Genomic DNA, 23272 nt, shown 5'->3' on the forward strand with positions numbered 1-23272 from the left:
AATCTTATGAAATCTCAGGATATTGCTGTCGTTGGAATTTTATTAGCAGTTGGCGCAATCGTGCGCTATTTATCCCTGGTAATCCCGGGACCCATTGTCTCGAACCTTGTAATCGCTTTTTACTGTCTTGCCGTAATCCTCGTGGTCCCCACCTTCAAAGAAGTAATAGGGATCGGGGTAGTGGCAGGAATAGTGTGTGCGCTTCTCAGCCACTCCATTTTCCCGCCTGCAAACCTTATCAGCGAACCTGTGGGAGCTGTGGTCTGCCTGCTTACATTCACAGCTTTCAAGAGCAGGTTTTCCATCTCTCCTGCCCTGGCAACCCTTGCCGGGACCCTTGCCAGCGGAACCACCTTTGTCATCGTTGCAATGGTGATGATTGCCCCGACAATCCTCTCGAAGTTTGCAACCATGGGAGCTTTTGTCGCAGCCGTAATCCCCATCGTGATCGGGACCGCAATCGCCAACGCAATTATCGCCCAGATCCTTTACATGCCGGCCTCAAAGGTCCTTGCGAGGGGAAGAGCATGATCAGGGCAAGGGACTTCTCCTACACCTACGGCACAGCGGAAAAACCGACCCTGGAAAACATCAGCCTTGAAGTCCCTGCCGGAGAACTGCTCCTGGTCACCGGCCACAGCGCAGCCGGGAAAACCACCCTTGCCCTCGCCCTGGCTGGCATCCTCCACCAGGAAATAGGGGGCAGCTTCGAAGGGAGCGTCACGTTTAAAGGAAAAGCCATAGGGGAATTCGACGGCATGAAAGAACTGAGCCGGCACGTGGGAATGGTCTTTGATGATGCCGAGTCCCAGCTCATCTTCACCAGCGTCGAGGAGGAAATCCTGTCAGGGCTTGAGAACCGCGGTTTCTCCGAAGCCGAGATAGGACGCAGGCTGGAAGAAGTAATGCGGCTCTGCGAGATCAGCCACCTGAAACACCGGGCACCTCATACCCTTTCCGGGGGCCAGAAGCAGAAAGTAGCCCTTGCGGCCACCCTTGCCCTGGACACCGAAGTCCTCATCCTGGACGAAGCAACCTCGGAAATGGATACAAACGCAGTAAAAAGAGTTTTTTCCATCCTGAAAAGGCTAAAAGAAGAGGAAGGAAAGACAATCATAATCGTGGACCACAACGTGGAAGCTTTCCTGGAAATAGGGGACAGGGTAGTGCTCCTTGAGAAAGGAAGAATAAGAGATGTAAAAAGCCCAAAAGGTTTCACGGCTTCAGGCACCGGACCTGCCGAACTTCCTGCCGAAAGCACCGGCAAAAGCGCCACCGAAGCCCCCGCCAAACAAGCAATATCCGAAACTCACGATAAAAAACCACATCACCCCCCGGAGAAAGGAAGAACAGACCTACATCCTTCGGGGGCAAATCCCAATAATCACCCGATCATCTCCGTAAAGCAGCTCTCGCAGCGCTATGACGAAGTCCGGGCTCTCGAAGCCGTAGACCTGAAAATATATCCGGGCGAGTTCATTGCCATCCTCGGGGAAAACGGGTCAGGAAAGACGACTCTGGTAAAGCACTTCAACGGCCTCCTAAAACCCCACTCAGGAAGCGTAAGCGTAAAAGGGCTCGATACCGGGCAGGCCCAGATAAACAAGCTTGTAAGGCACATGGGCCTGGTATTCCAGAACCCGGACAACATGCTCTTTGAAGACACCGTTGAAGCCGAAATAGCCTTTGGGCTTAACAATATCGGCGCAGGAGGAGACAGGGAGGCAATCGCCCGTGCTCTGGAACTCGTAGGGCTCGGAGACAAGGAAAAAGTCTTCCCCCGCCACCTGAGCAGGGGAGAGAGGCAGCGCCTGGCCGTTGCCTGCGTGATTGCCATGCGCCCCGAACTGATCGTGCTCGATGAACCGACCACAGGCCTGGACGCCGAAGAGTCCGACCGGATGATGCAGCTCATGTGCCGGCTCCAGAAGGAAGGGCACACCATCGTGATGGTGACTCACAACATGCAGATCGTGGAAAACTACGCCGAAAGAGTCATCCGCATGGAATCCGGAAAAATCATTGAAGATAAAGCAAAGGGAGCAACAAAGGGAGCAACAAAGGGAGCAGCACAGGGAACGGCTCTCAACGGAACTGCCGCAGCAAGCGTCACAGACAGGATCAAGGAAAATAACACGGAAAATATCTCAGAAAATAACAGAGGGGGCATGTGTGCATGAAAGAAATTATGCAGTACATAAATACGAACAGCTTCTTACACCGAATGAACCCGCTTTCGAAAATCGCAGCAGTAACAGGGATCATAGCGCTCAGCGTGCTCTCAACCGACCCTGCCGTCCTGGCAATCATGGTGCTGGGAATTTTCCTGGCTTCCCTTAAAGCCGGGCTCCAGCAAGAACTCCTTCGCCAGCTCAAGCTCCTGGTCTTCCTGAGCGTCACCCTGATCCTGCTCACCGTTTTCACCCTTAAGAGCGGGGCCACCATCGGCCACCTCATCCCCCCGGGTACCTTTGCAGCCGCCGGAATGGTCCCCATAACAACCGGAGCCCTTGACTTCGGAATGGTCCTATCCCTGCGCTTCTTCGCAATGCTCTTTGCCTTCCAGCTCCTGGTAGTCACAACAAAACCGAGCGACCTCATGAAAGCCCTGCTCGCTATCCACGTCCCTGTGGACTACGTCCTCATGTTCATTATCGCACTCCGCTTCATCCCGAGTCTCCAGGTAGAAGGCCAGAAGATCCACGAAGCCCAGCTCGCAAGGGGCTACAACCCCGGGACAGGCATCCGCGGGAAAATCCGGAGCGTAAAGCCGATCCTCGTCCCCCTGGTAGCAAACTCCCTTGGCCGGACCCAGGTGCTTGGCCTGACCATGGACATGCGGGGCTACAGGAACAGGCAGAACGTGGAAAAACACAGGCTCGAATGGAATAAGACGGATGTTGCAGCCGTCGGCTGTGTGGCGCTTATGGGTGTAGGGGTCATACTGACAGGGTTGATGTAAAGGTTGATGTAAGGTTCCCCGGAAAATTCACAGAAGCAAAAAGGAAACTCCCAATTCGAAGCAAGCGGAAAACTTCCGGATCCAAAAAAGAAAGGTCAAAAAGGAGCAAAGAATTCAACTTTGCTTCTTTGCAACCATAAATCCGATAAGGATCATAACCGAAAGCAGCCCAAAAGACAGCAATATTTTTGTCATGCTTCCGGATGTCCCTGCGCCTTCCTCCCCATCTTCCACCTCAACTGCCGAAGCTTCCAGAACAAAGGAATCGTTTTCACTCGAAACCTCACCTGATTCTCCCCTGACAATATCCTCGCCTTCAGCTGCCGATGCAGCAGAACCTGAAACTCCGCCCTCCGGAGACGGAACAGTTATTGAGAAAGGTGAAAATCCAGGTGTCTCGGCTTCGAAGTAAACATAATTGCTGTCTTCCCTGATTTTCCGGGTAGAAAGCTCACCCCACTTTTCCTCACTGAACCTGCAAAGCCTTATTTCAGATTCATCAACCCCATTTGAGGCAATCCAATCCTTTTCCACCCTGAACCCGACAACTGCGTTTTCAATGTTATCCGGACTTGCAGTCCCTGCATTTCCCACCCAGATGTTAGCGTTCCTGTAGACCATGCCTGAAGGAGGCGTTGAGACTACCTTAGAGACGCCTTTCAGCATTTCCACAATGGTAGTCACCTTCCCTAAACTCCGCTTCGGGTCGAAATCAACATAGGTGATGCAGGTCACATTCCTCGGGAATCCGAATTTAACATGGTTCCCGTTAGTGACGAACTGCTGGGAGAGTTCTTTTACTTCAACATTACCGGCAGGTTCGGGAGAGCCGGCTCCACCGCCGCCTCCGCCTCCGCCGCCGGAGGATGAGGAACTGGAAGAAGAGCTGGAAGAAGAACCACCATTGTTAGCACTAGAAGAAACATCGCTATCCTCTGAAGAACTCTTATTTTCAGGAATACCTGAACCGGATTCTGGATCTATGGAACCAATACTGAAACTTTGTATCATTTCATTAGCCGGCTCCTCCCTTTCCGCAACTTCAAAATCGGCATGTGACACAAAAGATACATGAACATTTCCTACCCGGTCTGCAACCCAGCTAAAAGTTTGTATGAATCCAGAGTAGGCTTCAAGTTCAGGGATGAACTTAGATTCAATTTCGACTCCGTCAACATAAAATCCAAGAGTAGAACTTCCAGCAGGTACAGGAGCCTCATTGTATACATGTACATCAAAAGTAATCGTATCTCCTATCTTTGGGGAAGAAATGTCTCGAGAGACAGATTGAACCATCAGATCCGGAAGTTCAGTAGACGGGAATTCGGGAATTTCTTCATCTTCTTCCGGCGGGATCAACACCATATCAATTGCATGGATAACGCCGTTGCTAGCTTCGATATCTGTCAGGACAATTTCGGCATCCTCGACAAACACCCTACCGTCGTCTTTCACACTGATGGCGATGTCTTCACCCTGTATAGTAGAAATACTAACCAGATTGGCAAGATCTGCAGCCATCATTTTCCCATCAGCCATATGGTACAGTAGAATCTCAGTTAGCGCTTCGGTGTCATCCATCAGCGCATCCATAATTCCTTCCGGAAGGGCTGCAAAAGCTTCATCTGTAGGTGCAAAGACGGTGAAAGGTCCTTCACTGCTGAGGGTTTCGGCTAGATTGGCGGCATTGAGATTTGAAACAAAAGTTGTAAAGCTTTCATCAGCTTCCAGTGTTTCGATGATGTTTTTGATTTCTTCTTCATCCCCTGTTTCATATACCTCGATATAGTTGCTCTTGACCTCAGAGCTGCTGCCTTTATCATTGCTTACGTTGAGAGAGACCGAGTAAATCCCGGACTGTTCATAAGTATAAACAGGATTCTGGTCACCGGAATCTACAGTTCCGTCTGAATCAAAATCCCAGGCCCAGGATATAGGATAAGCGGTAGATAAATCTGTGAATTGAACAGTCATCGGGGCGAGACCCCAGGTTAGGTCTGCTGTGAAATCCACAACCGGAAGCGGAACGTCATCAGAACTGTCCGAAACGCCTTCCGTGAGCCACCTGACAATATTTAATGCAAGGACATCATTTTCATACTCATTAAAGTTCGGAATCCCGTCATTGTCAAGATCCATATTGTCAAAAGCATTGGAATCCGGTACAATTACAACTTTTTCCTGTGAAGAATAAGCGATCACAGGCCACGAGCCCATGGTTTCCCCGGAATCGTACACCTTATCATTGTCAGCGTCCAGCCAGCTATCCTCATCCGAGTATCCAACCCCTATTACTTTCCCGGAAGAATTTGCAACGGGAACATACCCTCCGTCATACATTACTATCCGGTTTACATTTTCAGTTATAGGATGTGGAGAGAAACTTTTGATTACAACCCAGTCCGCGTCTCCCTCATTATCTGTCGCATCACACAAGATGTATTGGCCATACCACTCAACAGAACTTCCTCCGGATGAGAGATCATCAAAAAGATGTGTTATTTCATTAACTAAACCTATCGTCCCTCCAGCCAAAAACAATCCCCTGTCCAGGTTCACAACAAAGTTTTGAATGGCCGACTTTTCCTCATCAGAAAGAGATTCCTCAAGTGCAACTATTATCAGGGCATCGTACCCGTTCAGTTTTTCCGGGGTAATGGGACGGGAAATCTGATCAACAGTGTAACCTTCGGCTTTCAATGCATCCGAATAATAAGAAAGCCCGGATTTTGTCATGCTTGCATCGGAGATGTATTTGGAAGTGCTGTAGATGGCAATTTTCGTATCCTGTGGCAACGGATCTCCTTGCACACCAAAATCAAGGACTTTCTGTCGCACAACATCACCTTTGATAGCTTCTATGACTAACCGATAATTACCTCCCTGAACCAACTTGGAAGACATACCTGTATAAAGACCATCCCCCTCATTGTTCAGAATTATGTTTTCAACAATACTTCCATTCAATTTGAGTTCTGCATTAACACTGGCGTTTTCTATTCCGCCAATATCGTCGAATAGTTCAGCTGTAATATTAACTACTTCACCAGTTGAATAATCAGTTTTATCAGTGCTTGCTGACAACTTGGTAGAAGTACTTGCAGATATTGTAAGAGTATAATCCTCCTCCCCTATTACATCCGCAGCATATACATCATACGACCAGTTCCCAGAAAGTGCATCATATACTTTATAAATTTCATAGGTCTCCGACGGAATATAAGTGATGTTCGGATCTACTGTTCCACTGACACTATTCGAGTCAACCTGGACCTTTGTGCCATTAGGATAGTACAATACGAGATCAAGGTCACTTCCAGGCCATGTGAGCAGGAGATCCATATAATCCACGGAATTGTCAACTGTTGCCGAACCCTGTAGAGTTGCTCCCTGAGAGATCTTTCCGGAATCTTCCTTCAGTTGAACCTTGCCTGTTATTGACTGACCAATACGATTATAGATGTCCTGAAGAACAGCATTTGTGGGCGCGTCGTAGAATGCTCCCCCGGTTTCATCGGCGATTTTTCTAAGTAGGTCCTTATCTGAATTTTCTGAAAGAGCAATTGTATAAATTGGCCACCCTTTTGCAACATAGGAAAGGACTATTGAAGACATAGGGTCAGGTTTTCCAGCACTAGATTTCCCATCAGTCAACAAAATTGCAGCTTTTTTGTTATTGTCCACTGCATACAGACCGGTTAGTTGATCATAACTAGCCTTCAACCCCTCGTGTATGTCCGTTCCCCCGTCGGAATCTACGTTGTCAACTGCCGCCTTGAGATCAGGGATATTTTCTTTTACAATGCACAATTCTGTCCAGACCCTTGAAGAACTATCAAAATCTACCACAGCTATCTGGTCATCATCACCTGCCAAGTCAATGAACATTTTTGCAGCTTGTTTCCTCCTGTTTTCAGGATCATTATCTTTCATACTGCCGGAACTATCGATTACTAGGGCCACATCGGCGTTTTTGGTGCTATCAGGATATTGATGTTCCGAAGTTACATTAATAGGCCATGAAACAAAAGAAGAAGTGCCGATCTTTACTTCAACAGTATAGATTCCTTCACCCGGAAAAATATAAGTTGCTTCATCGTAAAATGCTCCAAGTCTGCAACACTTAAACGTATCAGTCTCACCCACGATTTCATTTCCATCAGGATCAACTATGAACCATCGAATAGAAGTACCGTCACTGACTTGGTCGTTATCTATATCTACTATTCCAAGAGTGGTATTTTCCCCTTTTTTTGCAAAATCAGGATAAAAATAAAAATCATCCGACGTTTGACCCTTAGTCACATTAATAGGCCAAGAAATAAAATAAGAATTGTCAATTTTTACCTGAACAATATAAGTTCCCTCTTCGGGAAAATTGTAGGAAGATTCGTCATAATAAGCTCCAATCCTACAACATTTAAATGCATCAACTTCACCTATAACGTTGGTACCATCTGGTTTTATTATGAACCACTGAACTGGAGTACCGTCACTAACTGCATCATTGAAATCATCAAAAATTCCAAGAAGAGTTTCCTCACCCCTTATTGCAGAACTTGGATAGGAAGTGAAACCTTTATTTGAAGGTGATTCTTCAGTTATATTTTTGTGGCGGTAATTTAGAAGCAAATCGTTGTAGTAACCTTCAATTCTAGGTCCTATGGTATCTTCACCAACTCTCTTTTGATTCTCTAACGTATCAATTTTAGACGTTAAATCAGCAATTAGAACTTGGTCACTTCCCAACTCAGCAATATTTTTCAAGCTATTAAGAATCTGAATATAATTATCTAAAATATCATGATCCAAGCCATCAGAATCTGGAATAAGTAATTTTAATCCTTCGTAGGAACCTTCAGAAGCTGCCAACCATATATCGGTTCCTGAAGCAAAACGAGTGGCAAGTTCGGAATAATTTACAGATACTTGCTCAAAATTAATTTTTGCTTGTTCAAGTAGTACAAGATCGTTTCCAGTCATCCATCCACTAACTAAACTCGATAAACCACTGGCAACAGCTGCAAATGAAGCAGGTGGAATAAGAGATCCAACAAATCCACCAACAATCAAACCTCCCACAAAGAAAAGAGTGTCAAATACCTCAACATAACTATCTACCAAAATGTAATCCTCAATTTGGTTGAGATCTGAGATTGCCTGCAAGTGTAATTTTAAATATTCTTGAGCTCTAACTTCAGCAAAGATCACAAAATCATCTTGAAAAATCTCATTTTTGTTTAGTTTGTAATGAAAAGCAAAAGCTGGATAATAAAAGATGTCTGAGGAAGGAACAAGTTCAGAGGATGAAGTATCTTCTAAAGGCAAAACACTATATGTTTTTGCATCAATTACCAAACTGCCTGTAATTTTTATTCCATGAATTTCATTAGGATCAATTATAGAATAAACTACTACGTACCAATAATGAATAGGGTCCGACCCATTAGAAAATGGATCCTTATCATTCACAGAATAGATGAAATAAATTTCCCCGTTTTTTTTATATTTATCTGCAGTTTGTATTACTTCATCTGGAATCGAAGGATCTGCTATCGCTTTTTCAACAATCAGAACGTTAAATCCAGAAGACAGTAACATCAAAGCCAATCCAAAACTAAAGAATTTCTTCAGAAAATCTCCTTTTATACACATACCTTTACTACACCCCCCAATTGGAATAATCAAAATATAATATAATTAAATTATAGTAAAATATATGCTTGTAAAGTCTGAGTAATAAAAGACAAACTAGAAATCTAAGAATGATATTATATGATCAATTAAATAACATGAGGAAATATAAATTAGAATGTACGTTCGTGAATAAAAATAGATCAAAAAAACATTAGCTAAGTGTCCAAAATCAAAGTTGTGCTGGCGCACCCCGCAGCAAGCTGCAGAGTATTCGACTGAAATAAATTATCATTTGAATTGATGTGTTGCAAGCGAAAAAGAGATCGAATTATCAACAAAGGTTAGTATATTTCCTATAAAATTGTGGAGTTAAGGTTTCAAACAAACGAACCAGAAAAAAACAGGAAAGGATTCGCCGCGAAAGGCAGGAACAGACATGTGACGCGTTATTGCTTGCAGATATTAAGGTTTCAAGCATATATCGAGCATTAACGACTTAAGATCTACCCCAGAACTCCGACACCCGGGAAATTCCACTGATCTGATATTTTTGGAACCTATGCCCCAGTAAAACAATCAAATAATGGAAAAGGAAACAGAGCCTTAACTTTGCTTCCTTAAAACCATATATCCTACCAAAATCATGACCGAAAACAAGCCAAGAGACAGCAGGACATTTGTTCTGTTACTTGATTTTGATTCTTCTCCAACCCCTTTGGCAGAAGACACTGCCACTGAAGCATTCCCCTCCGGCACCGTACCCGAAATCGCCGTTACACCTTCGGTTTCTTCCTCTGGAGAAGAGCTTAAGAGCGGTACATCTTTTCCACTGAGCGCACCTGCCTCCTCAATAGCGCTTATCGCAAATGGCGAAAATCCGGGCGTCTCAGCTTCAAAGTAAACATACCTGTCATCTTCCCCGACCTTCCGGGTGGAAAGCTCACCCCACTTTTCTTCACTGTTCCTGCAAAGCCTTATTTCGGATTCATCGACATCTTTAGAGTCGATCCATTCCTTTTCCACTCTGAAACTGACAACTGCGTTTTCAATGTTCTTCGGGTCCGCAATGCCCTGGTTTCCCACCCAGATGTTAACATGCCTGTAAACCGTACCGTAAGGAAGCTTTGGGACAATCTTTGACTGCCCTTTCAACATCTCAACAACGGTGGTTACCTTTCCGAAACTCCGCTTAGGTTCGAATTCGACCGAGGCGATACAGGTAACGTTCCGAGGGAACTCGAATTTAGCCTGGTTGCCATTTGTTATGAATTCCCGGGAGAGTTCCTTTACTTCAACGTTGCTGGCAGGTTCGGGAGAGCCCCCGCCTCCACCGCCTCCGCTACCACTGCTGGATGAGGAAGAAGAGGAACTGTATGAAGAAGAACTGGAGGAAGAGCTGGAAGAAGAACCGGAAGATGAAGAGGTATTGAGAGCTTTCACGGTAAATGGCTCTACTTTTTCATTATTTCCTTCATCAGATTCAGGAACCTGACTATCCGCGTCTGCAACCGCCTTTATATTCAGGTCACCCGAAGATGGTGGAACCCAGTCAAATGTAAAGGAAGTATTTGAACCTGCTTCGAGTCCGGAAATTGAATCTGAAGACACTTCATCCCCATCAATATAGCATTTTACACCGAAACTTCCGGAAGGTCCGGAACCCTCATTTAGTAACGTAACCTCAAAAGTCATATTTTCGTTTTCATAAGGATCCGCAGGTTCCCATGAAATATCCTCTATGATTAAATCAGGAGCCTGATCATCGGATTCTGGACTATCTGATACGGGAGCATCGGAATCAGGATTTGCTAGAGGGGAAATGGTCCCGTTAACGGCGGCTTCTGCAAAACCCAAAGTTGCATGCTTGGCCGAAGCCCTGACCGTACAGGGAGTAGCCGTTTCTCCACCATCAATTATTGCCGGAATCCATTCATTTGTGAATATCCCGTCATGAGCTGAAGTATCCCCGTTTGTCCCGTCATCGAATAGCTGGAGATTGGAATTACCGTTGCTGAAACTGGCATTAACAAAAATGAGACCTGAATCAGTGACCGGATTTCCGGAATCGTCCGTAATTTTGACCTCCACGGGCTCAGAAACGTTTTTCGTGGCAGTAAAATTAGCTGCAGGAGATAAGATTTCCAGATTAAGGGAGCCAGAGAGGGAGCCCGGGTCCACAGCGGTCACGGGAATTGAATGAGTATAAACATACCAGCCCTGCTGGTCAACATTTTCTGAGGAAACAGGGTCTATTTCATAATCGACAGCAGCGTCATTTTTCAGAGCGGCTCTTGCGAAAAACAGGATTTCATCCGAACCTGCATTCGGTTTCACTTCAATCGTCAGGGTTTCTTCCTGGCCTGAGTCCCAGTTAAGTTCCTGGAGCTAGCCCATCGGATCTTCTGAAAAAAAGGAAATGCCGTTCTTTCCGTAGATAGAACTGCCTTTGGGATAAAATTTATTGTACTCGCCGCCGGTGCCCGTAACACTCAAGATTTCCTCATCGTTCGGGAAAGAAACAGTGATATAGCCCTCGGATGACATTCCACCGTCATTTATTAAGGTTACGGAGATGGTGGCGGTCCTGTCTTCGGGAACTTCACCCGAAGGGTCAACCGTAACATCGGTTATGTTTGGCAATGGAGCATTCTCGGGAGTGGGAACACCCCCGGGAGTGCTTTCAGAGAGCTCCATTATCCAGATGTCAAAGTTTCCTGGCCTGTCAGAGCAAAAAGCAATCTTTGTGCCGTCAGGGCTCCATACGGGACAGTCGTCAGATGCCAGACTGACAGTCAACTGAACTTTGTTCTTCCCGTCCGCGTCCATGACCCAGATGTCTTTGTTTCCGGTCGTATCAGACACGAAGACGATCCTGTCCCCATCCGGCGAAAAACGCGGATTACGGTTATCCGAGTCAGTTGCAGTCAACGAGGTTTTTCCGGAACCATCGGCGTTTACGGTGAATATGTCCCTGAACAACTTTTCCTCCGGGTCGTTTTCATAAGAGGAATACAAAATTCTTGAACCATCAGGAGACCACAGTTCCGACTGCCAGGACTGGATTTGAGGAGTCAGATATCCGTATGCTACGGTTGTCAGGCCGCTTCCATCGGAATTTAGAACTCCGATATATCTTCCGAACTCAACCGAATCCGATTCGAACACCAGCTTTGATTCATCAGGAGCCCAGGCAACGGAAGAGAAATAATTGCCGCTGAAACCTGCAAGGCTCTGTTTACCGGAACCGTCCGGCTCCATTACAATAAGGTTGCTTGAGTGAAGCCCGAGCACGGAAGTATAGGCTATTTTCGAGCCTGAAGGAGACCAGGACCCGAAATCATTTTTTGTCGGTTCCACATATTCTTCCGTCGGGACGGTCAGCCTGCTCGCCGAGGACCCGTCTGCATTCATGACCCAGAGATTGGAATTAAACTCCTCTTCAATTACAAGGGTATACAGGATTTTATTCCCGTCCGGAGACCATGAATAATCCCCGACCTTCCCTCCTGTATCGGTTAGCCGGGCTTCTCTAGAGCCGTCAGAAAATACCCTGTAGAGCTCCCCACTTCTTCGGAAAAGGATTTCATCCCCATCAGGAGACCAGACAGGCCCTCCGTCGTCCGCAGTATCAGACGTCACAGCTGTAATCTTATCGACTGCAAAGGCATCAGCTGCCGCTGCATTTGATGCAATGACCGTCATAAGAGCAACGCATATCAACAGAAAAATTAACCTTATATTCATTTTCATAAACCCATACCACCCACATTCGATGAAAAATTAAATACAAACCCCGTAAAGGCAGCATAATCAGGAACAAAGCTACCCCCATCATAATAACAAACATTCGAACGAATATATAATTAACGGAAAATAATTTATGAGAGTGTCTTCGTGAAAAAAATAAGCTTGAAAAGATTTATCCAGGCTAATAGAAGATTAATTTAGCTTAATTAAAAAAATAAAAGCTTAAAAATGCCATAATTTGTAAAAATATATATTTTATCTCTTAGAAAGCTTCAAAAATTAATATTATTCCTTTCAATTGTTTTCAATCTCTTCAAAAAAACAAGACTCACACGCTCAAAACTTCGCCCACTTCGAATACTCATCCAGAAAATCTTTGATGATATCATCCATGGAAAAAGAATTTATGTCCCCCATATGATGGCTCCCGCTCCTGAGTATCACTTCGGCTTCAAGGGAAGACTCATTTTGGGTCTCGGCATGCTGTGGGAATGCGAAATCGCCTTTCTGGTAGGTTCTCCCTCTGACAGCGTAATAAAACTCCTCTGCGTCCTGGAAATAAACCTTCAGGGAAGCTTCGGTTTTTTGTTCATCGACATCAATGACAGAGCAGCGCTTATGTTTTTCCAGTTCGGCAGAGAGTTCCCTGAAAGCAGGAAGCACACTGTTTTCGATAAAAGAAGTAACATGGACTTCAGCCTTTTCCTCTATCCTTTCCTCCAGGACAGGGGCTTCCGACTCATCTTCGATTTTTCCTTCCAGGATATCTCTAAGGCGGCCCTTCCAGTTATTCATGCTTTTCCCTCATGTGAAAATATGTTATCCGATGAATTAAAAGGCTTCTGATAGCTCAGGATGAGTTTCAGCTGTGATTGTATCCGGAGCTTGCGGGGGGTTTTCTCCGGGACTGAGGGCATAGCTCTCCGAACGGAGGCCCTGTAAGAGGCTTTTGCACATGAAAAGCATGACCACGCAGAAAGGAAGAGCAGTTGTAAGGGCAGCTGTCTGCAGGGCAACAAGCCCGCCAGTCAGGAGCAAAACAGCTGCAACAGCCCCCTGAGTAAAAGCCCAGAAAATGCGCTGGGAAATCGGAGGTGTAGGCTCCCCGTTGGAGGCCAGGATTGCGATTACAAGGGAACCTGAGTCCGAAGAAGTAATGAAGAAGGTTGCTACGACCAGGGTTGCAAGTGCGGAGCTTAGAAAACCCAGAGGCAGCTGGCTAAGCATGGCGTAGAGGGCTGTTGGCACACTATCCGAAACCGCAGCCACAATCCCGCCGGGGCCGAAGAGTTCCATGTGGATGGCAGTATTCCCGAAAACGATCACCCAGAGAAAGGTAACAAAAGTTGGAGCAACAAGGACTCCGCGGATAAATTCCCTGATCGTCCTTCCCCTTGAGACCCTGGCAATAAACATGCCCACGAAGGGAGACCAGGAAATCCACCAGCCCCAGTAGAACATGGTCCAGCTTTTCTGCCACTCGACTCCCTTAAAGGCGTCCGTTTGAAAACTCAGGGCAGGAAGGGTCTGCAGGTAGTAACCCAGGCTCTCTACGAAGGAACTTAGCAAAAAAACCGTGGGGCCCGTGAGAAGCACGAATAAAAGGAGCAGAACCCCGAGCCCGATGTTCAACTGGCTCAGGCGACGGATACCCTTATCAAGCCCCGAAACCACGGAAGCCGTGGCTGCCAAGGTGATCAGGATGATAAGCCAGATCTGGTTTTCGATTGAGCTCTCGGCAAAGCCCAGGTAAGTCAGCCCGGAATTGATCTGCATGACACCGAGCCCCAGAGAGGTCGCAACCCCGAAAAGGGTTCCGAAAATAGCCATGATTTCCACCAGGTCCCCCAAACTCCCGTATATTTTTTCACCGAGCAGGGGATAGAAGGTAGAGCGGATTGTAAGAGGAAGATCGTGCCGGTAAGCAAAGTAAGCAAGGGAAAGCCCGACTATGATGTAGATCGCCCAGGCATGCAGTCCCCAGTGGAAGAAGGTAAGGTTCATGGCTTCCTTTGCGGCTAGGACGGTCCCCCCAGGAGCTTCCGGGGGAGCACTGAAGTGCATGATAGGCTCGGCAACGCTGTAAAAGAGGAGACCGATCCCCATTCCAGCACTGAAAAGCATCGCAAACCAGGTGGAATTTTTGTATTCCGGCCTGTCCTCATCTTTCCCGAGCCGCACTTCCCCATAAGGGCTTACGTACAGCCAGAGCACGAAACCCAGGAAAATTGCCACCGAAAGGATGTAAAACCATCCCAGGTAGGAAACGATAAAGTCCTGGACCGTTCCGAAAAAAAGTCCTGCAGGTTCCGTAAAAACCGCCCCCAGAACCACAAAAAGGACAACAATACTTGCCGAAACGAAAAAAACAACCGGATTGATCCTCATTCAAACTCATCCTCATTTCTTATTACCGATTTTACCAGTAGGGGAGTTGGCAACATTTATAAATTTAATTGAGAAATATATAATAAAAGATTAATATTTTAAAAAGTCCGTATACTTGCGTAATTCAAACCTCTGAAGCCATGTTCCCAGACTGCTTTTTGTCCTGATTCATGAGATATCCGAAAAACAGAGTGATGCTCCCGGGTAAAAGATAGGAAACGAAGCGCAAGAAAAAGAAAAAAAGAAAAAGGAAATGAAACGAAACTAAAGAAAGGTAAACGAAAGGAAAAAAAACGAAAACAGGAAGTAAGAATCCCCCTTCAGAAAGAGAGTTAGAAGTTCTGAAGAGGCACAGAAAGAAGAGGATATTATTCCCGCCTTTCCTTGGCCTTCCCGGAAGAGGATATTATTCCCGCCTTTCCTCGGCCTTCCCGGAAGAGGATATTATTCCCGCCTTTCCTCAGCCTTCCCTGTTTCGCAGAAATATAGACTCCCTAATCTGTATTTTTTATAAATCGGGCAGCCCGTACAATTGCAACCCTTCTTCTCAACATTTGCGGAAGAACAGCCCCGGGCACAGAACAGGTAAGGATTCGGTGAGAAAGGCAGGCTCGGACATGTACCGCAGTATTGTTTGCAGATATTAAGGTTTTCAGGCGTATCGGGCACTACCAACTTAAGGCCTATTACAGATTTAAGATCCACCGCAGACTTAAGTTCCTTTTCATTTCTCTCCACTGGAAATACCCCCTAATCCCGGAACTCCACTTTCCGAGAATTCCACTGCACCTATGTTTTTGGAAGCGGACCCCGGAAAACCTGAGAAAAACATACTCATGAAACCTGCTTATATCAGGTTCCGTACCTCATGCCGTGAAAAGAATTCCGATATAAAAATATCATGTACCAATATATATAATTGATGATAAATATAATGCGTTGCATTTATAACTCGTACTTGAGGCTATAGATCAAAGCAAATGCATCCAAAATGGAAAAAAATAATTATGAAGTTAAGAGGGTAATTTAAAAAACTAAAGAGGAATTTTCAGTAGTCCTAAAAACTTCCCAATTAAGCCCGTTTAAAGGGAAGTTATGAAAAAATTTAGATCTGATTGAAACATATTAAATTATAATCAATACTTTAAAAAATAGACCAACAGCAAAAAAGGGAATAAAGGAGCAGGGTAAAAAAACATAATTACTGAAGCAGATTAACTATAATAAGCGGAGTATTTCGGTTTCCGGTCAAGCGGGCTCTTTCAATATATCCTTTAGAGCCGGAATTGGTCTTCCCTTTAAGGTAATTGTTGACTGAAGGGGGAACTAACTCAAGGAAGAGAAAAAAACGGGAAGAGCAGAAAATCGAAAAGGCTTAACAAAAAATTGATTGTTCAAGAAGAAGATAATCGATTGCTTAAGATGTTGGTGATTGAGAGCCCTTTTTGGCCCTGAGCCCTCAATCGGTGAAACCCCCAACTCAAAGAATACTCCCATATATTCTCTGAAAGTTGTACTACTCATACAACTGCACTATACAACTGCAATCTTTTTTACGCGGCATTACTATATATAATAAATTACGCTGAATTTTCAATTATTCGGAATGTTTTAAAGGTGTGAAAGTTTTTTAGTTGCTTGAAACTTTTGTGCCTGTCAAATACTTTTAGGTTTTAGGATATTTCCAGCACTTAAAAAGGTATTAAAAGCTAAAATATTATAATTGCTTCAAAAATGTGGTTCCTTGAGGAGATTGATTCAGAAGATTCTGATGGCTTCAGAAGGTTCTTTATGTAACCAGGAGTTGAGATTTACAACCGACACAAAAAGAAAGCTGCAAAGGACGGGAAAAAGTGCAATAATTTTGAAGCTTATTTCGGGGAGAAAGAAAAGAAAAAAATAATGTGGAAAAAGGTCAATGTCAAAACCGATTATTTGAAAAAAAGAGGCACAAGGGTAAGAAAAGAGACATATTGTAAGAAAAATAGTGTAAGAAAAACGAAAGATCCAAAAAGAAGATTTAAAAGCTGGTATTCAAGAATCGGAATTAAAAGGTAGTGATTGATTGAGAAACCCTTTTTGGCCCCGAGCTCTCAATCGATGAAAACCCCTTAAATATTCCCATATGTCTTGTTTAAACTGGATTGCAGTTCTTCTACTTCTAATAATTCTAATGTCAAAATTCTATATATAATGAATTATGTCAAATTTTCAATATTCCTCAATGTTTTTAGGATCTTCAATATTGTTGGATATTTAAAATTTTTTAAAGTCTCCGAAATTACTATTTCATTAAATAATTTAACGCCTTAGAAGTTTATAACCATTTGAAAATTTGGCATTGCATTAAAACCTGCATTGAAATCTGATTTAGAATTTTGATATTGTGCAACTGTTGTCTAAAGATTGGAACATTTAAGGATCATTCGAATCCAATTTAAAGCATTTTGAACATCCAATAAAAACCCATCATTCCAATAAATTAGCAAATTGAAGAATCTTTGGAAAAAGGAAGAATCTGAAAACCAAGAAAGCAGTATAAAAAACTTAAACCCACATAATATTGAAACAGTGACGTAAAGTATATATAAAAGCAACTGAAAGGAGTTAGTGTTCATCTATGATGGACGTAACAGGGGTTCGGGGAACAGATCAGAAAAGTAATTTGAACATAAAGCAATTATTCTAAAGTAATTACTCCTTGTTTCCTTGTTCTATACTGCTTAAAAACGTCAGGTTTAGGATTGATTGAGAGCCCTTTTTGGCCCTGGACCCTCAATCGATGAAACCCCCCAACTCAAACAACTCAAAGAATACTCCCACATATTCTTTGAGTTACTTATCTTTGAGTTTTTGAAGTACTTCTGTACTTCTTCTACAACTACACTCCTTTCAATGTTGAAATTGTATATATAATAAATTATGTCGATTTTTTAATACCCATCCAAAATTTAATGTCCCCTTAATATTTAACCCCGCTTAAAGATTTGAAATTGCTTAAATATTCATAGATGCCCCTAGAAATGGATAGCTTTAAATTTTGGTTTTAAGGCAAAGAATTTAATGCGGAACAAATTTTTAACGGCTTTAAACTCCAGAGGTTTCACTTGTCCTGTGTCTGCCCGACCTGAGAGCCTGCTTATCCGGGGCTCACAATTTGAAAAAAGGAAAAAAAGGAAAAAAGCAGCCGACTTGTTAGCCGACTGTTAGATAGGGTTTTCTGACAGATGTTCCAGGAGAATACCAGACAGAATCAGTTCTTACTCTTTTCAGAAAGTTCCACTGCCAGATCCCTGAGCCTGTACTTCTGAATCTTGCCGCTTGCAGTAAGGGGATACTCATCAACAATGAAAATGTGTTTCGGGACTTTATACCGGGCAATCTTGCTTATGGCATAGTCCCGGATGTCCTCTTCAGCAAGGTCCACGCCTTCCTCGAGGATCACGAAAGCACCTACGATTTCCCCGTATTTCTCGTCCGGGATTCCCACCACCTGAGCGTCCCTGATACCGGGCATGACGTGCAGGAACTCTTCGATTTCCCGGGGGTAGATGTTTTCCCCGCCCCGGATAATCATATCCTTGATGCGGCCTGTTATCCGGTAGTACCCATTTTCGTCGCAGGTCCCGAGGTCTCCGCTGTGCAGCCAGCCCCGCTCGTCGATTGCCTGCTTTGTGGCTTCCGGCATCTTATAATAGCCTTTCATCACATTATAGCCACGACAGCAGAGCTCTCCCACGGTGTCCGGGGGAAGGATTTCTCCCGTATCGGGGTCCATGACACAGACTTCCACGCCCGGGAAGGACTTGCCTACAGTCTCCACCCTGAGCTCCAGGGGGTCGTCAACCGTGGTCTGGGTCATACCTGGAGAAGCTTCCGTAAGCCCGTAGACGCTGGTAATCTGGTAGCAATGCATGTCATCGACCACCTTTTTCATGGCCTCCACAGGGCAGGTCGAACCTGCCATGATCCCTGTCCTGAGAGAACTCATGTCAAACATGTCGAACATGGGGTGGGTGTACTCGGCAATGAACATGGTCGGGACGCCATAGAGCGCCGTACACTTCTCTTTCTGCACCGCAGCCAGCACCAGCAGGGGGTCGAAAATTTCCAGCATCACCAGGGTTGCCCTGTGGGTCAGGATCGCCATTACCCCGAGCACGATCCCGAAACAGTGGAAAAGAGGCACGGGCAGGCAGAGCCGGTCCTCGTGGGTAAACTTTTGCCGGTCCCCGATGGAAAGCCCGTTGTTCAGGATGTTTTTGTGGGTTAGCATGACCCCCTTGGGAAAGCCGGTGGTCCCTGAAGTGTACTGCATGTTGACCACGTCATCGGAGCGAACGGTCCCCATGATTTCCCGAAGCTCATCGTCAGGGGAATGGCTGCCAAGAAGCATCAACTCGTTTGTATTGTACATGCCCCTGTGCTTTTCCTGCCCGACATAAATGATACTCTTCAGGTGGGGAAAATCCTTGCTCCTCAGACGTCCCCTTTCGGATTTCCTGAGTTCCGGGATCAGCTCGTATATGACCTGCAGGTAGTCGACATCCCTGAAGCGGTCGATAATAGCCAGGGCTTTCATGTCCGACTGCTTGAGGACGTATTCCACCTCATGGCTCCTATAGGATGTGTTTACCGTAACAAGCACGGCCCCGATTTTTGCGGTTGCAAACATGAAAGTCAGCCAGTCAGGGACATTCCTCGCCCAGATCCCGACATGGTCTCCTTTTCCGATGCCGATTGCAAGCAACCCCTTTGCCAGGTCATTAACCCTTTCGTCGAACTGCCCGTAAGTAAAACGCAGGTTCCGGTCCGGATAAACGATGAATTCATGGTCCGGGTCCACAGCCACCTGTTTTTCAAAATACTCCCCTATTGTATCTTCAATAAGCTGCATGGTTTCAGCCTCTTAATCGTGTATATAATCTCAAAACTGTGAATGGTAAAAAGTACTCTGTCTATCGTAAAATATCGTGCGCGCTGCAGAACCTCGAGGATTACATCTGATTCCGGTTCTGAGCCTGAGTTTAAGTTGAGTTCGGGCGTATAAGTCAGGCCTGAAATCAAGCCCGAGTCTTAGCCAAAGTTCGAACATGATTCATGGTGAAATCAACCCTTAAATTAAACCCTGGTATAAACCCGAGTATGAGCCCGGGTTCGGGTCCAGAATAAGGCTTAGGCTTCTAAACCGGGGGATTCCGCACTCTCTACCGCCGCAGGGAGCATATGCTCTTTCAGCATCTTCCGGACAGGGTCTGGAAGTGGAAGAGCTTTCTGGAGCTTGAAGTCGTAATAGACAAGCACTGCCTGTCCCCTTACTTTTAGTTCCCCTTCCTGCCAGGCTTCATGCCCTACGGTAAAAGAACTGTTCCCGATCTTTTCAATAAAAGTCCTGATCTCCACATCTGACCTGAAATACATCTGGGAAAGAAAATCAAACTCGATCCTGACAAGAATCAAATGCCATATTTCAGGAGACAGGTCGAGATCCGGGCTAAAAAGCCGGAATATGGAATTTCTCCCGATTTCAAACCAGACAGGAAGGACCGTGTTATTCACGTGCCCGAGGGCGTCAATATCTCCAAAGCGTGGAGCAACCGTTGTTTTGAACATGTAAATTCCTTTAGACCTTCAGACTCTTGGGGTTATGTATCTAGAAATCCCCGAGATTCCCGAGATTTTGATGGTATATTTTACGCTTAACTGCACTTACCCTGTGTCTTGCATCTGTTTTCTATCCTCAGAGAGGGGCGTAGACGACAGCCAGGATTTTTGTGTCTTCGCTTCCCGCCACGTGGACATCATGCGGGACGATTGAGTCGTAATAGATGCTGTCTCCTGCACTCAGCCTGTGGACGTCTTTCCCGTAGAAGATCTCGATTTCCCCGGTAAGGACATAGATGAACTCTTCACCTTCATGGGAAGAGAGCTTGTGGCTTTCCTCAGGGGAGGGGTGGATGTCAATGATGAAAGGCTCCATATGGCGGTCTGACTTATCCGAGGCGAGGGAGTAGAACTCCAGGGCGCTCTTTTTGGGCTGTTCGGTCTTTCCCGAAAAACGGACGACGTTTTCGGAAAGCCCTGCCCTGACTACCACAGGCCCACTCTGGGGCATGTCATCCAGAAAAGTACCGAGGCGGACGCCTAAAGCCCGGGCAATCTTTAAAAGAGGTGTCAAGGACGGAACCAGGGCTCCGTTTTCTAACTGCTGGATTAATTCCACGCTGCTCTGGCTTGCTTCAGCCAGTTCTTCAACGGTCATTTCCTGGGCTTCTCTAAGCTGTAGGATCTTACTTCCGACACGGTTCTCATCTGACATTATGCTGTTCCTCATCTGTGTTTTAAGGTAGCGGACCCGGCGTAAAAATAAAACTGGAAATCCGTAGATTGCCGATAAGGCGTATCTCTTTTTGCCAGCATCTATTATAAAAATTATACGTTCAGGTGCGTTATTAATCAGTGGCTGAAACTTAAGGACGTACAAAAAGAAAAAGGAGAAGGGTTTTGGTTGCTAATTTGTATTTGAATGGGATTCTGACACTATTTATATAAAGAAAAAGCCGTTTCCTGCGGGACCGGGAGTGGACATGAGACCCGGAAGTGGACAAGGGGCATGAACGACGAAACAAAAACCCCTGTCAAGATCAAAAAGCAAAAAAAATGTACGGGTTTAAAGCTCAAACATGCGAAAATCCGGATCTCAGATATTATAAAAAGGATATAAAAAGGAATTTCAGATAGTAAATCAATAAAGTTCCGGCCGCCGGTCTTCAAAAGCAGGAATCGCTTCCCTTACCTCTTCTTTGTGCTTAAGATCGAGCTCTGAGATTATTATGCATTCCTTATGCCCGGCGTCGGCTTTCACATCTCCCCAGGCATCAATGATCATTGATCCTCCGAAATAGCTCGCGTCAGGGGCTTTTCCGGTACGGTTGCAGGCTATGTGGGGGAGCTGGTTTTCGATTGCCCGGGCTTTCACAAGGGTCTTCCAGTGCTCCGAGCGAGGGTTGGGAAAAGCGGCGGTGGTGATAAGGAGGCCGGAGCCGGCAAGAGTGAGTTTTCTCGCAACTTCGGGGAAGCGCAGTTCATAGCAGATCTCAAAACCGATTTTCAGGTTATGTTTTTTCAGGAATATGGGCTCTATCGAGTCACCCTTAGAGAAGTAAATGTTTTCGCTTTTGAAAGGATGGGTTTTCCGGTAGGTGCCCACAAGCTTCCCGGACTCAATGCAAAAGCCCATGTTGTAGAAGAGGGCGGAATTTTCATCGACGTTTCCACCCTTTAAACCAATTTCCGGAGAAGACTTTTCTGAAGCGGTTTTTTCGGCAGTGAATCTTTCTGCAGAGACTTTTTCGATTACCGAACCTACAAGAATGCAGTCATGAGTTTCGGAAAAACATGATAGGTCGTCGAGGGTCGGACCAGGGAAACTTTCCGCAACCCGGTCAAATTTTTCATAACAAAAACCCGTAGAAAAGACCTCAGGAAGCACGATAAGTTCGGCTCCATTTTCTGCGGCTTCCACCGCCATGGAGAGAGCTTTATTAAGATTTTTTTGCTTCATGCACTGCTGCACGTCCATCTGGACGCAGGCTACTTTCATGGTCAGAACACCGTCAGCTTTGATTAATTTTTACCCAGTTAACACCAAAACTTAAAAAATGATTTGACATTCAAAGAAAAAAACTGATTTTCAGGGAAGGAGGGTTGTTTGTTTGCTCTTCGCGACAAGACCATCAAGGTCGATCCTGTGCTTAATTATCCCGGCAAGCACTTCGTTTGCAAACCTGGAAATCTCTTCGCTGTTTTCCCGAATTTCGTAGGCAGGGTCGTCAGGAGGGATTTCTATCCGCGTCACCTCGGAACGATATTTTTTCAGGTGCGTGGCGAAGGCTTCACTTACAACACCGGACTTTTCACAGTACTGATCCAGGTGTTTGCTGGTAATCCCGACAAGCTTCAGCTCCTTGCGAAAGCAGGGTCTTTCGAACAACTTTGAGATTACATGCACACCGACGGGAATCCGGAGGTCCAGGTCGATTTTAAGGAGCTGAGTCCTTATAAGGAAGTAAATGTTTTCAGAGTTTTCGGAAACCCCTGAAGTCCCGGCAACCGCGAGCCCTGTAGATTGGGAGTCCACGAATGATTCGGGCATGGCATAGATTTTGGAAGGGGGGACCTCTATTTCCTGCAGAATTTCCAGGTCCCTGAGCGCCCTCAGGTAGCCGGTTAGGATCAGGCGGTGTTCGTCCACACCTTCGGCTTTCAGTTCCCTGGTAAGCCCGCTTATCGAGAGCTGTTTGTCAACCAGCAATTCAAGAATTTTAAGGTTAAGCTTTTCTATCATTTAAACCGACATAAAGGTCAATTAACAATAATCAGATATCAGATATCAGATAAGATAAAAGGCATTCCCAATAAGGATATTCCGCCCGAAAGCTTTTTTCTCTGCAAATGCCTCCACAGCCGGGAGCATACGGAAAAGATTCCCTTTTGATATAAAGACCAGGAAGGCCAGTTGCAAGCCGCTTTTAATTG

The 23272-nt window shown here is 45.3% G+C and carries 14 protein-coding genes; 3 read left to right on the forward strand and 11 right to left on the reverse strand.

Annotation, left to right across the window (positions count from 1 at the left end):
- Window positions 1–6 precede the first annotated feature (6 nt).
- From MSMTP_RS19755 to MSMTP_RS12060, 3 genes are read left to right on the forward strand one after another with little or no spacing between them, the layout of a single operon-like run.
- On the forward strand, window positions 7–531 hold the full coding sequence (locus MSMTP_RS19755; RefSeq protein ID WP_048179733.1) for a tryptophan transporter: 525 nt from the start codon (window positions 7–9) through the stop codon (window positions 529–531).
- Window positions 528–2180 carry an ABC transporter ATP-binding protein gene (locus MSMTP_RS12055; protein WP_048179735.1) on the forward strand — a complete coding sequence of 551 codons (1653 nt, stop codon included), beginning with the start codon at window positions 528–530 and terminating at the stop codon, window positions 2178–2180. The genes MSMTP_RS19755 and MSMTP_RS12055 overlap by 4 nt, the downstream gene beginning before the upstream one ends.
- Window positions 2177–2962 (forward strand): energy-coupling factor transporter transmembrane protein EcfT, encoded by a 786-nt coding sequence (locus MSMTP_RS12060; RefSeq protein ID WP_048179739.1) that lies wholly within the window; start codon window positions 2177–2179, stop codon window positions 2960–2962. The genes MSMTP_RS12055 and MSMTP_RS12060 overlap by 4 nt, the downstream gene beginning before the upstream one ends.
- A 114-nt stretch (window positions 2963–3076) precedes the next feature.
- On the opposite strand, the gene MSMTP_RS12065 is transcribed toward MSMTP_RS12060, so the two are convergent.
- From MSMTP_RS12065 to MSMTP_RS12105, 11 genes are all read right to left on the reverse strand, one after another.
- Window positions 3077–8617 carry a PGF-pre-PGF domain-containing protein gene (locus MSMTP_RS12065; protein WP_048179740.1) on the reverse strand — a complete coding sequence of 1847 codons (5541 nt, stop codon included), beginning with the start codon at window positions 8615–8617 and terminating at the stop codon, window positions 3077–3079.
- 585 nt (window positions 8618–9202) lie between these two features.
- Window positions 9203–10933, reverse strand: a complete 1731-nt coding sequence (locus MSMTP_RS20015) for a PGF-pre-PGF domain-containing protein (protein WP_052718394.1) — start codon at window positions 10931–10933, stop codon at window positions 9203–9205.
- A 51-nt stretch (window positions 10934–10984) separates the two neighbouring features.
- A complete protein-coding gene (locus MSMTP_RS18075) occupies window positions 10985–12301 on the reverse strand; it encodes a PD40 domain-containing protein (RefSeq protein WP_052718395.1) in 1317 nt (438 codons plus the stop codon).
- 381 nt (window positions 12302–12682) lie between these two features.
- The gene (locus tag MSMTP_RS18080; RefSeq protein ID WP_052718396.1) at window positions 12683–13141 is read right to left on the reverse strand and encodes a hypothetical protein; all 459 of its coding nucleotides are present in this window, start codon (window positions 13139–13141) and stop codon (window positions 12683–12685) included.
- 36 nt (window positions 13142–13177) lie between these two features.
- Complete coding sequence (locus tag MSMTP_RS12080; protein WP_082090611.1) at window positions 13178–14734, reverse strand: BCCT family transporter; 1557 nt, start codon at window positions 14732–14734, stop codon at window positions 13178–13180.
- 444 nt (window positions 14735–15178) lie between these two features.
- Entirely contained in the window at window positions 15179–15472 is a 294-nt protein-coding gene (locus tag MSMTP_RS18570) for a DUF2769 domain-containing protein (RefSeq protein WP_082090612.1), read from the reverse strand.
- A gap of 2515 nt (window positions 15473–17987) precedes the next feature.
- Entirely contained in the window at window positions 17988–19631 is a 1644-nt protein-coding gene (locus MSMTP_RS12085) for an AMP-binding protein (protein WP_048179743.1), read from the reverse strand.
- A 278-nt stretch (window positions 19632–19909) separates the two neighbouring features.
- Window positions 19910–20347, reverse strand: coding sequence for a thioesterase family protein (locus MSMTP_RS12090; protein ID WP_048179745.1), 438 nt, complete (start codon window positions 20345–20347; stop codon window positions 19910–19912).
- A gap of 127 nt (window positions 20348–20474) precedes the next feature.
- The gene (locus tag MSMTP_RS12095) at window positions 20475–21053 is read right to left on the reverse strand and encodes a helix-turn-helix domain-containing protein (protein ID WP_048179748.1); all 579 of its coding nucleotides are present in this window, start codon (window positions 21051–21053) and stop codon (window positions 20475–20477) included.
- A 426-nt stretch (window positions 21054–21479) separates the two neighbouring features.
- The gene (locus MSMTP_RS12100; protein WP_048179751.1) at window positions 21480–22337 is read right to left on the reverse strand and encodes a nitrilase-related carbon-nitrogen hydrolase; all 858 of its coding nucleotides are present in this window, start codon (window positions 22335–22337) and stop codon (window positions 21480–21482) included.
- Window positions 22338–22427: 90 nt separating this feature from the next.
- Window positions 22428–23081, reverse strand: coding sequence for a hypothetical protein (locus tag MSMTP_RS12105; protein WP_048179754.1), 654 nt, complete (start codon window positions 23079–23081; stop codon window positions 22428–22430).
- Window positions 23082–23272: the final 191 nt, after the last annotated feature.

The organism is Methanosarcina sp. MTP4 (assembly GCF_000970045.1).
Taxonomy (GTDB): domain Archaea; phylum Halobacteriota; class Methanosarcinia; order Methanosarcinales; family Methanosarcinaceae; genus MTP4.